The organism is Vibrio sp. 5S239 (assembly GCF_041439575.1).
Lineage (GTDB): Bacteria > Pseudomonadota > Gammaproteobacteria > Enterobacterales > Vibrionaceae > Vibrio > Vibrio kanaloae.
The window spans coordinates 17,452-32,878 of sequence record NZ_JBGOOM010000031.1 but is presented as its reverse complement, the minus strand read 5'-3'; the positions used below and the strand labels follow the sequence as shown (position 1 = coordinate 32,878).

Annotated in this window: 9 protein-coding genes; 7 read left to right on the top strand and 2 right to left on the bottom strand. The window is 41.6% G+C overall.

The genetic code is table 11. The features are described from left to right. The first annotated feature begins 227 nt into the window (after positions 1–227). From ACED48_RS18805 to ACED48_RS18780, 6 genes are all read left to right on the top strand, one after another. Positions 228–1,172 (top strand): ABC transporter permease, encoded by a 945-nt coding sequence (locus ACED48_RS18805; RefSeq protein WP_017055762.1) that lies wholly within the window; start codon positions 228–230, stop codon positions 1,170–1,172. Continuing rightward, positions 1,169–2,122 (top strand): iron chelate uptake ABC transporter family permease subunit, encoded by a 954-nt coding sequence (locus ACED48_RS18800; protein ID WP_017055761.1) that lies wholly within the window; start codon positions 1,169–1,171, stop codon positions 2,120–2,122. The genes ACED48_RS18805 and ACED48_RS18800 overlap by 4 nt, the downstream gene beginning before the upstream one ends. A 54-nt stretch (positions 2,123–2,176) precedes the next feature. Beyond that, positions 2,177–3,145, top strand: a complete 969-nt coding sequence (locus ACED48_RS18795) for a siderophore ABC transporter substrate-binding protein (protein WP_017055760.1) — start codon at positions 2,177–2,179, stop codon at positions 3,143–3,145. Between the two features lie 104 nt (positions 3,146–3,249). Further along, complete coding sequence (locus ACED48_RS18790; RefSeq protein WP_017055759.1) at positions 3,250–5,430, top strand: TonB-dependent receptor; 2,181 nt, start codon at positions 3,250–3,252, stop codon at positions 5,428–5,430. 78 nt (positions 5,431–5,508) lie between these two features. Continuing rightward, complete coding sequence (locus ACED48_RS18785; RefSeq protein ID WP_371692199.1) at positions 5,509–8,649, top strand: amino acid adenylation domain-containing protein; 3,141 nt, start codon at positions 5,509–5,511, stop codon at positions 8,647–8,649. A 2-nt stretch (positions 8,650–8,651) separates the two neighbouring features. Continuing rightward, the gene (locus ACED48_RS18780) at positions 8,652–9,410 is read left to right on the top strand and encodes a thioesterase II family protein (RefSeq protein WP_017055797.1); all 759 of its coding nucleotides are present in this window, start codon (positions 8,652–8,654) and stop codon (positions 9,408–9,410) included. A gap of 95 nt (positions 9,411–9,505) precedes the next feature. Here ACED48_RS18780 and angU read toward each other — a convergent pair whose 3' ends face one another. Both angU and ACED48_RS18770 read right to left on the bottom strand, forming a co-directional pair. After that, complete coding sequence (angU, locus tag ACED48_RS18775) at positions 9,506–10,834, bottom strand: anguibactin biosynthesis histamine N-monooxygenase AngU (RefSeq protein ID WP_017055796.1); 1,329 nt, start codon at positions 10,832–10,834, stop codon at positions 9,506–9,508. Positions 10,835–10,958: 124 nt separating this feature from the next. After that, a complete protein-coding gene (locus ACED48_RS18770) occupies positions 10,959–13,829 on the bottom strand; it encodes a condensation domain-containing protein (protein ID WP_017055795.1) in 2,871 nt (956 codons plus the stop codon). A gap of 343 nt (positions 13,830–14,172) precedes the next feature. On the opposite strand from ACED48_RS18770, the gene ACED48_RS18765 reads away from it, so the two are divergent. Beyond that, positions 14,173–15,333 (top strand): histidine decarboxylase, encoded by a 1,161-nt coding sequence (locus ACED48_RS18765; RefSeq protein WP_017055794.1) that lies wholly within the window; start codon positions 14,173–14,175, stop codon positions 15,331–15,333. Positions 15,334–15,427 lie beyond the last annotated feature (94 nt).

Sequence of the window (15,427 nt, the reverse complement as noted above, 5' to 3'; positions counted from 1 at the left end):
AGTTTAAGATGTATTAAAACCGTTGAGGCCCTGCTGTGACCCTAATTATTTTACATCTGTAGTAGCTCTAAAATTTTCGAGAGTTTAGTTGTGACATTATTTTTTATTAAAAAGAAACATAGTTACCATTTGTTAGAATTCGACATTTTCTTGATGATAATTCTATTTATTTTTTCACTGAAATTAGATATGTCTCAATGCTCCTACTATTTCTGGGAGAGCTCTAAATGACTTTCCGTATGATTCTGGCGTTCTTTACTTTGTGTGTTATCTCTCTGTTCTTTGGTGCGAGTCAGATCGAGTGGTCATTATTATCAACGCTTAATGAGAAAGCTTGGTTACCTATTATAGCCAGTAGGCTACCAAGGTTAGTTGCTCTTATTCTTACGGGGTCCGGCTTGGCAATGTGTGGCGTTATTCTCCAACATATCGTTAGAAATCGTTTTGTTGAACCTGGCACTACAGGCAGCCTTGATGCGGCCAAGCTCGGTATTTTGGTCTCAATCGTGATTCTTCCGTCATCAGACAAATTGGAGCGTATGCTCTTTGCTGTCTTGTTTTGCTTTGCCGCTGGCTTAGTCTATATCGCTATAATTCGTAAGGTTAAGTTCAGCAATACTGCGTTGGTTCCAGTGATTGGTTTGATGTTTGGTAGTGTACTCAGTGCACTTGCAGAGTTTTACGCCTATCAAAACAATATTTTACAAAGTATGTCTGGCTGGTTGATGGGGGACTTCTCCAAAGTGGTCCAAGAGCATTATGAAGTCATTTTTTTGATCTTGCCTATAACCCTGCTGACCTACCTCTATGCTCATAGATTTACAGTGATGGGGATGGGGGAAGATATAGCGTCCAATTTAGGTATTAGTTACGCAATGACCGCCGCATTGGGGTTGATCCTCGTTTCAATCACGGTTGCTGTCACAGTGGTGACGGTGGGCGCCATTCATTTTGTTGGTTTAGTTATCCCTAATTTAGTGGCGCTAAAATACGGCGACCACCTAAAAAACACTTTACCTATTGTTGCATTGGGCGGTGCCTCGCTACTGATTTTTTGCGATGTCATTAGTCGGGTTGTGCTTTTTCCGTTTGAGGTGCCAGTAGGTTTGACGGCAAGTGCCGTAGGGGGAGTTATGTTTCTGGTGTTTTTGCTTAAGGGAGCAAAAACATGACATCACACAACTTAAACTTGCGAGTGGGTGTTGTACTCGTGAGCCTATTATCCATTGCCTTTATTTTTATTGATTCAGGGTTTGACCTTGAGTACATCATCCCCAGAAGGCTCATTAAACTCAGCGCGATCATCATCGGGGGGAGTTGCGTGGCTATCTCTGCTGTTATTTTTCAAGCCTTGGCCAGAAATCGCATCTTGACGCCATCGATTATGGGGTACGAATCCATTTATCTTGCATGGCAAGCTTTACTCTTATTATTTTTTGGCACCGCTGGTAGTGCAATTTTGGGTGTGGTGGGTAATTTTGTCGTGTCAGCGGTACTCATTCTGTTGTATTCATTCGTTATTCAATTCTGGGTGCTCAAGCGATTTCAACATGATATGCATCAAGTATTATTGATTGGGTTTGTGCTGACTATGGTGCTGACAACGGTTGCTCAATTTATCCAAATTAGAATAAGTCCTGGAGAGTTCTCTATCTTCCAGGGATTAAATTACACCTCATTTGAAAGAGCGAAGCCGTCCACACTTTTATTTGCTGGCACGGTATTGGGCATTCTCGCCCTCTTTGCCAGTAAATGGGCGAGCGAGCTAGACGTGATTGGGTTAGGGCGAGATCAGGCAATGTCTTTAGGGCTTAACGATGCGCGCTATATCCCTAAATACTTTGCTGTCATCGCAATTCTTGTGGCCATCTCTACTAGCTTAATTGGACCAACTGCGTTCATGGGAGTTTTCATTGCCAACATTGCTTATTCCATAACAGGTTCTCCAAAATACAGACACACCTTACCGGTTGCTTGCACCATAGCTATTGTGATGTTTTTAGCGGCTCAATTGATGGTTGAACATCTTTTTAATTATAAAACAACAGTCTCTATTTTGGTCAATGTCCTTTGTGGCGGGTACTTCCTTGTCATCACGATGAGAGCAAGAAGCCAGCTATGAAGTCTGTTCATCGCCTGTTTATTGGCAACCTATTGCAACATAAGGAAACCCCCCATGTTTAAGAACACCCTAAATCTTGCTGTCGCGCTCGTCTGCAGCTCTCTTGTCACCTTAACGGGTTGTGAGCCGAAAGTGACTCAGTCTCAAGTCGTTCAGCCATTAGAAACTCCCATCGTGATTGAACACAACCTAGGTCAAACTGTGATTTTAAATCGACCTCAGCGAGTGGCAGCACTCGATATGAATGAAGTGGATTTCTTAGATCAGTTAAACGTACCTATTGCAGGTATGGTGAAAGATTTTGTCCCCCATTTCTTGGCGAAGTATAAAAACACTCCAGATATTGCGGACCTTGGCGCAATCGTACAACCCAACATGGAAAAAATCTATGCTCTTAACCCCGACCTAGTGTTGATGACCCCACTGCACGCTAATCAGTATGAAGAACTGTCTAAGCTCGCACCAACGGTACACTTTGATATTGATTTCCGTAACAGCCATGGGCACCACGTCGACATAATCAAACAACACGTTATTGATCTCGGTGAAGTTTTTAATAAACAAAAACTCGCTCAAAAGAAAGTGGCTGAAATCGATGCCAAGGTCGATGAGGTTCAAGCTGTGACTGCCGAACGCTCAGAAAAAGCCTTAGTTGTAATGCATAACAATGGCGCTTTTAGCTCATTTGGTATTGAGTCTCGATATGGTTTTGTCTTCGATGTACTGGGTGTAAAACCTGCGAGTACTGAAATTGCAGCCAGTTTACATGGCCAGCCGATTTCCAGTGAATTTATTAATCAAGCCAACCCTGACATTCTTTACATTATTGATCGCACAGCGGTCATGGAAGGTAAGCCGGTGATTGATGCGGAACATTTGGCAAATCCTCTTCTTCGACAAACCAAAGCATGGAAAAACGGCAAAGTAATCTTTGTCGATGCTGACGCCTGGTACATCACTTCTGCCAGCATCACATCACTGAAAATTGTGATTGACGACATTATAAAAGGTTATCAGCGCTAGATTTTAAAACAATAAGCTAGACCAACGTAGTCCAGCAAAAAGCCGTCACTGCCTCCCAGTGCGGATGTGAGCCAGCCCTAAAATAGGATAAAAAGGAATCAATCATGACTCATCAGGTAGCGACCTGTCATAAAAAACAATTATTTAGTGGTAAACCAACCCCAAGTCGTATCGCTCTTTTGGTTGCGTTTCAGATCAGCGCATCTGCATTGCCCGTCAGCATCACTCATGCTGAAGAGCAGGCTGACGAATCTATCACCGTTTACGGCCAAACCAATGAGGCGTATGCGGCAGGAAAAATCTCAAAGGCGAGCAGTATGGGTATGCTCGGTGATAAAGACTTCCTAGATACCCCTTTTAATGCAATTGGGTACACAGAAAAACACATTCAAGACCAACATGCACAAGACATATCCGATGTAATATCCGCGTCTGACCCTTCTGTTTTTACCAGTGGTGAAACCGGGTTAAACAAAGAAAGCTTTAAGATACGAGGCTTCAGTTCAGACATTGGCGATGTTATGTTCAATGGTTTATATGGCATCGCTCCTTACTATCGTAGCTCTCCAGAGATGTACCAACGCATCGATGTACTGAAAGGCCCGGCTTCTTTGCTTAATGGTATGCCACCGAATGGTTCCGTTGGCGGTTCGATCAATTTAGTGACTAAACGAGCTCAAGAAGCACCGATTACATCCTTTACTGGCACTTACATGTCGGATTCTCAATTTGGCGGTCATATTGATATTGGTCGCCGTTTTGGTGAAAGCGAACAATTTGGGGTTCGTTTTAATGGGGTATTCAGAGATGGGGATGCTTCAGTTGATGGTCAAAGTCGTAAAGCGCAACTCGCATCGCTGAGCCTTGATTGGCGCAATGATATTGCCTTAGTTGAAGCTGACTTATACATTAGTACAGAGCGGGTTGACGGTGCAAATCGAGGTTTAAGCATAGCTTCTGGCGTTGACGTCCCCTCTCCCCCCTCGTCAGATACCTTACTCAGCTCTAGTTGGGCATACAATGACAGTAAAGATAAAGGCATGATGATTCGTGCTGAACTGGATGTGAGTAATTCCGTAACAGCTTACGGGGCTGTGGGTGCCAGTCGTACAGATTTTGATTCTAATGTGCCACAAAGAGTTAAAATCATCGACGACGCCGGAAACCTTGAGGTGTCTCTTGGTTCCGTTAAGCTAGAAAGTAAACGCACTTCTGGTGAGTTCGGGGTGCGTAGCAGTTTTGACACAGGGCCTATAGAGCATTATTTAGTGCTTAATAGTACCTACTTTAGAGAAGATAAAAATGATTCCCCGACAGGGAACAATAATCCTGAATCCTGGAACCCTAATATCTATAACCCAGCGTGGGGGGCTGAAGGTTCCACCTATGACAACTATTATGAATTACCGGTCGACTCCACACAGATCAGCTACGGTGTAGCCGATACCTTATCTTTAGCTGATGGCAAATACCAACTCACATTAGGTTTACGTCACCAGAGTATTGATTATGAATCAGGTGTTACTTGGAATGGAAATACTTTCCCTACCACCAAGCTTAAGGAAAGTACCTACACCCCAGCGATTGCCGCATTGTACAAAGTTTCTGACTCAGTTTCTCTTTACGGTAATTATACCGAAGGCCTAACAAACGGAAAAACAGCAGGCTCAGGGGCCGCTAACGTAGGTGAAGCCTTTGAACCACAAAAAACCAAGCAAACAGAAGCCGGATTAAAGCTCGACATGAACGACTTTGCTCATACTTTCAGCCTGTTTGAGATCAAAAAGCCCAACGGATACCAAGACCCAGACACTAACATTTACTCTTTTGGTGGCGAACAACGTAATCGAGGTATTGAATGGGGGTTCTACGGTACGGTGTTAGAGGACTACACACTGACTGGTGGTATCGCTTATACCGACGCAGAGATCACTAAAGCAACAGATGTCACAACTGAGGGGAAAAAGGCGACTAAGCTACCCGATCTTCAAGCTAAGTTGGCACTGGAATGGAACCTACCAGCGATGCGTGAAATTACTCTTATTGGTCAAGCAAATTATATGTCAGAGCAATATATTGATGCACAAAACACTCAATCACTGTCTGCTCAGACGATTTTTGATCTAGGTGCTCGCTATAACTCTACCATCTCCGATCAAAGTGTCATTTGGCGTCTTGCGGTCAACAACGTAACCGATGAAGCGTATTGGACTACCACCCATTACGCTAGCCTTGCGTTAGGTGCCCCTCGTACAGTGATGTTATCTGCTACAGCGGATTTTTAATCCCGGTCAATTTTGCCCTTGGCCTTTCTGGTTAAGGGCATTATATGTCCCCCGTTTGGCTTTTTATGAGAATTTAGCATGAATCAAAATACCCCCTCCTTCGGTTTCCCTGAGAGAAAATTACCTTTAACCTCCAATCAAAATTGGCAATTATCAACCCAAAGACAGCGTACTGAAAAGAAATCGATTGCCAATTTTACGTATCAAGAATTTGATTATGAAAACATTTCAAGGGACAGGCTAGAACGCTGTCTCACAACAATAATGCAACATCACCCAATACTCGGAGCTAAGCTCAGTGACGACTTCTACCTTCATTTTCCTAGCAAAACTCATATTGAAACCTTTGCAGTTAATGACTTAAGTAATGCCTTAGAACAAGATATTGATAAACAATTGGCCGATACGCGATCTGCGTTAAAGAAAAGCCGTTCACAAGCGATAATCTCTATTATGTTGAGTATATTGCCAGAAAACATAATCAGGCTTCATGTCCGCTTCAACTCTGTTGTTGTAGATAACCCAAGTGTTACGCTGTTTTTTGAGCAGCTTACTCAGTTATTATCGGGAAGTGATCTCTCTTTTTTAAATCAAGAACAGACTATCACCGCATACAATCAACAAGTTCATAATGAGTTGCTTAGTGTCGGTCTTGAGTCCGCGAGATGGAATGAATATATTCTAACGCTACCTAGTTCAGCAAATCTTCCCACAATTTGTGAACCCGAAAAGCTTGATGAAACAGATATTACCCGCAGGCATGTGACACTGTCACAAAGAAAATGGCAGCAGTTGGTTACTGCTAGCAAAAATCATAACGTAACGCCGGAGATAACTCTTGCTAGTATATTTTCGACTGTTTTATCACTCTGGGGGCATCAAAAAGATCTCATGATGAGATTTGATATTACCAAAAGTGATTATTGCACAGGCATCATAGGGCAGTTTACCGAACCTTTGTTAGTCGGTATGTCTGGCTTTGAACAGAACTTTCTTTCTCTTGTTAAGAATAACCAAAAAAATTTCGAAAAAGCTTCCCACTATGACATTAAAGTACCTATTTTTCAGTGTGTTAATAAATTGTCTAATCTTTCGGGGTCTCACCGTTACCCAGCTAATATTGCTTTTTCTAGCGAGCTGTCAAACACAAGCCATAGAAAAAAGGCTATATGGGGATGTCGTCAATCAGCCAATACTTGGCTTTCTTTACATGCTGTAATTGAGCAAGATCAACTCGTCTTACAATGGGACAGCCAAGACGCCATTTTCCCGAAAGACATGATCAAAGATATGTTACATAGTTACACTGATTTATTAGACTTACTCAGCCAAAAAGATGTCAACTGGGCACAGCCTTTACCAATTTTATTGCCAAAAAAACAGAAGTCCGTACGCAATAAAATAAATCAACAAGAAGACATCGAACTATGTAAAGAACTACTCCATCAACGTTTTTTTAAAAACGTAGAATCTTCCCCTAATACTCTTGCGATTATCCACGGTCAGGAGTCATTAGATTATATAACTTTAGCAAGCTACGCCGAGCGCTGTGCGGGTGCACTAGCCGAAGCTGGAGTAAAACCCGGAGATCGCGTTGCTGTTACTATGGATAAAGGCATTGGCCAAATCGTGGCTGTATTGGGCATATTATATGCTGGGGCTATTTATGTCCCTGTCTCTCTGGATCAACCACAAGAAAGACGGGAAAATATTTATCAAGGTGCTGGAATTAAAGTTGTTCTTATAAATGAATCAGATATTAAAAACTTTCCTTCAAATGATTTTTTCTTTTTTTTGGACTGGCAAACAGCGATAAAAAGTGAGTCTATGCGAGCTCCTCAAGAAGTCGCGCCAAGCCAACCTGCTTATATTATCTACACGTCAGGCTCAACTGGAACCCCTAAGGGCGTAGTGATTTCTCACCAAGGTGCTCTCAATACATGTCTCGCGATCAATCGACGTTATCAAATTGGAAAAAATGATCGAGTACTGGCTCTCTCAGCACTGCATTTTGACCTTTCGGTATACGACATCTTTGGCCTACTTTCTGCCGGCGGTACTATTGTATTGGTCAATGAGTTTGAAAGACGTGATCCGAGTGCTTGGTGTCAAGCAATTGAGGATCATAATGTCACCATGTGGAACAGTGTCCCAGCATTATTGGATATGTTATTAACTTACTCTACTTGCTTTAACTCTATAGCTCCCTCAAAACTCCGTTTAGCAATGCTTTCGGGAGACTGGATTGGATTAGATTTACCGCAGCGTTATCACCATTATCGTGTAGATGGCCAGTTTATTGCGATGGGAGGAGCCACCGAAGCATCGATATGGTCAAACGTCTTTGACGTAGAGAAAGTACCGATGGAGTGGCGATCTATTCCTTATGGCTACCCTCTACCTAGACAACAATATCGAGTTGTGGATGACTTTGGCCGAGATTGTCCAGACTGGGTAGCTGGTGAACTTTGGATTGGTGGTGACGGTATCGCACTGGGATATTTTAACGATGAATCGAAAACGCAAGCACAGTTTTTACATGTTGATGGCCATGCTTGGTACCGTACTGGTGACATGGGATGTTATTGGCCAGATGGCACTCTTGAGTTCTTGGGTCGAAGAGACAAGCAAGTCAAAGTCGGGGGGTACAGAATTGAGTTGGGAGAAATCGATGTGGCACTCAATAATATACCGGGGGTGCAACGTGCGGTAACTGTCGCTATGGGCAATAAAGACAAGACTCTAGCGGCATTCATCGTTACTAACTCGGAACAAACGCCAGTAGTTACAGCGCCGTTGGACGCAGAAGAAGTTCAGCATTTATTGAACAAACAACTGCCTAACTACATGGTTCCAAAACGCATAATTTTTCTTGATACCTTCCCCCTCACCGCGAATGGTAAAGTCGATCACAAAGCTCTAACTGGAATGACGAACCGAGAAAAGAAAATATCTCAAAGTACAAATAAACCTATTATCACTGCGAGTGAATATAGAGTAGCCAACATTTGGAATGACGTACTTGGCCCTATAGAACTCTATAAATCGAGTGATTTCTTTTTGTCGGGAGGAGATGCATACACCGCAATAGAGGTAGTCAAACGTTGTCATAAAGCAGGATATCTAATCAAGCTATCTATGCTGTACCGTTATTCTACGATTGAAGCTTTCGCTACTATTATGGACCATTGTCGATCAGCATCTCTTGAAGGAGCTTAGTTATGAGCCCTTTAATCACACTTGCAGCCTCTTCGAATCTGCATCATGCGACTCATTATGTTTTGTGCCCTTTTGCAGGTGGTGGTAGTGGTGCATTTAGGCACTGGCGTACACTACCCCTTGAAAATGAAGCAATCTCAGTAATGCTTTATCCTGGTAGAGAATTTCGTATAGACGACCCAACAGTCGTAGACATCAGCACATTAGCAGAAGAAATGATCCAGGCTTTAAAAACCCGTAATCAATCGATAGAAGATACGATTATTGTCGGACATAGTATGGGAGCACAAGTGGCGTATGAAGCAAGTAAAAAACTAGTAAATCAAGGGCTATTTCTCAAAGGGCTGATCATCTCTGGTTGTCAAGCTCCTCATATCAAAGGGAGAAGGTTGCTCGGTGAATGCGATGATAAAACCTTTATTAATAGTCTAGTCGAGATGGGAGGATGTGATCCAAGTTTAGCTAAAAGTCCAGAGTGGTGGCCTATATTTCTGCCAGCTTTGAGGGCGGACTTTACGGCTACAGAGCAGTATGTTTTCACATCACTTCCAAATGATAAGGAAGACCTCCCTATCCCAACTCTATTGATTTCAGGTGGTTCAGATAGAGAAGCTAACTTTTCAGAAGTAGAAGAGTGGAAACTTTGGTGTAGTAAAGTCGTTGATCATTTAGTGGTCGAAGGCGGGCATTTCTATGTAACAGAACATCCTCAAATGATGCTTGAATGCATCCGGATCTTATCAACCGAAACTGCTGTCTAAACCAAGGTTTGGTAGATAGATTTTTAGACAAACAACTTAAAACGGCAAGGGTATGCATTTAAAATAATGCATACCCTTGTGTCTTTCGAGTAACGCTATTGCTTGGTTTCCGGAATTCCATAATTCTGGAATGCTGAACTTTCTGGCAATCGATAAATTTGCTTACCTAAAACTTGGTTAATAATAGAAGCGTTTCTGTAAGCACCCATACCAAGATCTGGTCCACCAACCCCATGTTGGAAAATCTCCGGATTTTGTACAAAGACACGCCCAACACCTTGATCACAGCGTTGAGCTATAAAATCTTTCTCAACAATTAAGTCTCCATGTTCATCTATCGCCAATACTGAACCTTTTAGCTCACTCAACCATTTAGGCCATTGGTGAGCATATCCTGTGGCACAAATCACCGCATCAGTACGGAGATGAAAAGTTTGTTCTTGTTGCGATTGGTAACATTGGATTTCCATCTCCTGGTTATTATCGGACATAGCCACCTCGTCGACTTGACTATTTGAATATAAGTTAAGTCCTGGTGAGCGGCCACCAATAGAGCGTTCGTATAACAAATCAAAAATTTCAGCGATAGTGTACCCGCTAATCCCTTTGTAAAGTTGCCCTTGACCTTCTACGATACTGCGACGCTTTTCACGCGAAAGAGTATGGAAATAATGCATATATGCAGGAGTAAAGCACTCTTGCCCTAACTTAGAGGCCTCCATTGGATGGAAACCGGCAGAACGAGTTACCCAGTTAACCCTTGCCCCGGATTCAATTTGTTCAAGAGATAAATCTCGGTATAAGTTGAGTACACACTCCGCGGCACTTTGACCAGATCCAACCACAGTAACACTATTACACTTAGCCAGTTGCTCTCGCATATGACCAAACCTAGCGGAATGTTGAATCAAAGAATGATTCATACTTTTTGCCCATTGAGGTAACCAAGGGACGGTACCGACACCAATAGACAAATCTCGGCTATATCGCGTCTTAATTTCCCCATCGTTTAACTGACTTTTAATCGTAAAGCATTCGATATCCTTCAAGTACTTTACATCTATAACCGTTTCACCATAAGCACAGTTTTCTAATTTTCCGGCAGCCCACTGGCAGTAATGATTGTATTCGCTTCTTGGTACGAGAAAAGTTTCGTAATAATAAAATTGGTATAATCTGTCGTGTTGCTTAAGATAATTTAAATAACTTAAAGGGTGAGTTGGATCAGCCATAGTGACAAGGTCAGCTAGAAATGGAACTTGCAATGTAGCGCCCGGAAGCAGCATCCCACTATGCCAATTAAACCCTTGTCTACGTTCGATAAACTCAACATCAAGTTCAGGGTGATGAGAGGCTAGAGCTGCCAACCCTAGATTAAATGGCCCTAAACCAACACCGATGATATCTTTTATTATTATATTCACTTTTTCTCCTTGCTACGAGATTAAAACATTATGGTTGTCAGGTAACCTAAACCTCAGGGAGGATATACCCTAACAAACCACCTTCTTTTGGAAATTTTCGTTAAATTTACAAACCAGCTAATCTCTAAAAATCAACAACTTGCTGCAAAGCAAGATCTTTTACATCGTCAGCATTTCGGCAACGAATAAGTTGCATTACTGGTAAATCCACTTGCAACTCCTTGTTCAGATCTATACTGATCTGTTTTAGGTGGCTAGGCTTTAGCCCCAATTGAGAGAAAGGTAGGCTGTCGCTGCCAGAATTATTTTTTTCTTTACCAATAACTTGACAGTAAATATCAAAGATCTTTCGCTTAGTTAAATCAATGTTCCAATTTTCGCTTGGATCTCGATCGGCCAATCCGATAACTCGAGACCGACCAATAGGTAATGGCTTATGCGACTGAACCACATATTGAGAAGTCTCGACCATGTGCTCAAAAATCATGTCAATGCGATCCAATATTGTCTTCACTAAATCATCTGTAACTGCCTCACTGGCATAATCAACACTGAACATGATTGAACCTCCCGCGCTTGCAACAAAACGTATATCCATTGCAACTTGTGGAGTTTGCGTTAAGCCTCGTTGCAGGATCATTGGCGCATCATCATTTAAAACTGGCCATGACAAGCCATTAGTAATCACGATTGGAAGAGTTGGTGCCGGCCCACACCGGTCAAATAGAACTCGAGCTAAATCAACGCCCGAAAAAGCCAAGTGATCAAGGCCTTCTAAAGTATCTACCTGTAAAGTTTTTGCTCGCTGAAGGAAGTCATACTGATAAGCATTCCACTGTGTAACAATAAAACTTGACTGACTTGCATAATTAGCACTCGTCATTGGTAATACAGGTACTGCAACACAAAGCTGGCCATTACAGACATGGGAGGACAACGCCTCCATTGCGGCCGACATCATCAGAGTATTTTTGTATAAACCCTCTTTACCAGCAATACGAACCAATTTTTTTACAGTTTCTTTGTCGATTTTCAGACTCTGTCTTTGATATCGGGAATGTGGTATTGATTCGAGAGGTTTATGCCAAGGGAAACACATCGACTTTTCAACAGTAGACAGTTTATTCAGCCAATACTTTTCATCCTTAATCCGGGTACTTTGCACGTGTTCATGGTCCGATTCAAAGTCAACAGAGGGTATATATGGTACCAGCCCCTCAAATAGCTCCACTAATAAAGAAGCAATAGAACGGGCATCGAGAATTAATGCATCAAAGCGAGAAAATACATAAGTCTCTGTTTCTGAAAGGGAGAAGGTTGTAACATTCCATAATGGCTGATCTAGGTCAAAAACATTGTGGCTATATGTATATCTAAAACGAGCTAACTCTTCCTCAGCCTTATCTTTTTCTAAGTGCCTTAAATCCACATGTGTCAAATTAACTTGAGGACATTGACTTACGTGTAACTTAAGCGCCTTACTATCAATAAATGTTCTCAAACAAGGGTACTTAACCACCATAGTAGATAACCGACGACGAATTGAAGAAACAGAAAGAGTCCCTCGATGTTCCAAAGTTTCTTGCATTGCAACGCCACCAAGAGGCATTTGGGTCGTTCTGCCTAGCAAGTAAGCTCGCTGCATTGCAGTCAATTCAGACGCCAAATGAGAGAGGCAAACCAATTTAGGCTGCAAGTTATCTAATGGTACTAGTAGTAAATCTGGAGTCGAAAGAACGCTTTTAGTTAAAGCGACAAAATGCTCAAACATAGCCGACGTCCATTCTTTAGGTAAAGCTTCTTGACGGACGTCCCAATTGATCATTATTCCGCCATCAATACTCACAACTTGTGAGTCAAGCGCTACATGTGAGCCTTGAGAAATCGTCCAGTTCATTTTTCCAAAATGTTTATGGACACGACGAGAAAATAGCTCCCCACTAGGTAAATCAATCGCAGAAGTAAAGACGACCGGCGCTAACTGAGCAGAGCCATGATGTAAAGAAAGATCTCTCATCATACTTACGCCATCATATCGGCTATGACTAAGTAAGAGTCCCATTTTATCTGCGACCGCATGACAAAACTCAAGTAGAGTCTTAGACTCTTTCATGTCCACACTAAGAACAACAAAATTGACGAAATCCCCGACTAAACTTTCAGTCCCTTCTATGATTGGTGGTCGCCAAAATGTTGGGACATTGATTCTAAATGTTTCATCTCCGGTTGCTTTGCCTAATGCTCTGGCAAACAAGCCAAGCATCAAGTTAGCTGGCGTCAGATTATTTTGACGAGCAAGAGTGATGAGAGCAGTTCGCTGTTCAGCATCTAACCAGGCCGAATAATGCTGACTTTCAACCTTATTAACATTGGGCTCTGACAAAGGTAATGAGGGAGAAGGAGCTATATTATCCAACTGCGATTTCCACCACGCCCGATCTGATTTCCTCTGAGACTTGAGAATAGGGTCAATTTTTGCCATCTCATGCCAAGAAAAAAACGTCAGATTATTCTTAACTTCGGAAGCTTCACTGTCGTAAAGCATCGCTAAATCCTCAATTAAAATTCGACAACTATCCGGGTCAATAGCAATCATATCGCTATCAATATGTAAGCGGAATGCATTATCAGGTAACAAACTAACGGAGAATCTTGCAACTTGACCTTGCGTCAAGTCTAGCATTTGATGAGCCCAATTTTGTCTTTTTTCGATCAATGCTTTAGCCAGATTTTCGGGCGATAGGTGAGTGAAATCATCGATTTCTAAAAGAGTGTGATTAGGAATATCAATAATAGAACTATCGCCTAAATGGTTTACTTTCAGCCGAAGCATTTCATGTCGTTGATATAAACTCACTAATGCTGAGTTGAGTTTATCAATATTGATATTTCCGCCATCGAATTCGGTGTAAAGGTGAGAAGCAACATTGCCTAGTTGCCCATTATCTTTTCTTCCAAACCAACATGCAGCCTGCATTGGTGTTAATTCACTCATCAGCTTTCACTTTGTTGACAATCCATTTGTTAGGAGCCATTATTTTGCAAACGATAATCATTTACAACAAAAACCTTCTTATTATTAACTAGATAAGAGAAATACGTCACTTAACATGCTCTCTTCAGGTCAGAGAAAACAAAAACATTATCATACCGTGGGATAGGCAACAAAATGCACATAAATGACTTGACAAATACACAGTTAAGAGTTTTTGAAATAATTAATTTTATTAAGAAAGAACCAAAAATAATATGACAACTAGAAATAACTAAATAAGTTCAGAGCACGTGATAGTCACATGTTCTTTAGTCCATTTCGACAACGATCAATAGGCAACGTAATGAAGCTATCTAATGAGAACCTCTGTAAGCTTAATGAATTCTGGCTTTACTGTGAGGAAAACCAATATTTTAATGTTGGTTACCCTGAATCAGCAGATTTTGATTACTCTATACTAGAAAAGTTTATGAAGTTTTCCATCAATAATTGTGGAGACTGGCAAGAAGAGAGTAATTACAAACTAAACTCCTTCGAATTTGAGAAAGAAGTTATGCGTTTTTTCTCTCAATTATTCAAAATACCGTACAACGATAGTTGGGGATATATCTCAAATGGCGGTACTGAAGGAAACATGTTCTCGTGTTACTTAGCTCGTGAAGTTTTTCCGACAGCTTACATTTATTACTCTGAAGAGACACATTACTCGGTAGATAAGATAGTTCGATTACTGAACATACCTGCAAGGAAAATACGTTCGCTCCCGAGTGGAGAAATTGATTATCAAAATTTAGTAGAGCAAATCAAAAAAGACAAACAGAATAACCCTATTATATTCGCTAATATTGGAACTACGATGCGGGGTGCGACTGATAATATAAAGCGAATTCAACAAGATCTCGAATCAATAGGGTTAGAGAGAAATGATTATTATATTCACGCAGATGCGGCTCTTAGCGGAATGATCATGCCATTTGTAGAGCAGCCACACCCTTATTCATTTGAAGATGGTATCGACTCAATCAGCGTCTCTGGACACAAGATGATTGGATCCCCTATTCCGTGCGGCATTGTTCTTGCCAAACGACATATGGTTGACCAGATTTCGGTAGAAGTCGACTATATATCGTCACGCGACCAAACCATCAGTGGCTCAAGAAATGGTCATAGTGCCCTATTCATGTGGACTGCAATCAAAAGCCATTCATTTGTAGATTGGCAAGGTAAAGTAAACCAGTGCATGAATATGGCTGAATATACTGTTCAACGGTTCCAAGAGGTAGGAATTAATGCTTGGCGCAATAAAAACTCAAATACTGTTGTATTTCCTTGCCCTTCTGAACCTATTTGGCGAAAACATTCTTTAGCCAACTCTGGCAATGTTGCGCACATTATCACTATGCCGCATCTCGATGGTACGGATAAGTTGGACTCACTAATCGAAGACGTCATTTACGACTTGCTCCCTGACTACAACATCCCCAACGTCAGCGGTCAAAACTAACAATAATATTCCATCAACTTCATTTCAATAGGCTTTATATGATATATCGAGAGAGCTCAATAAGCTCACCAAAACTCATTCTATCTCAATTTTG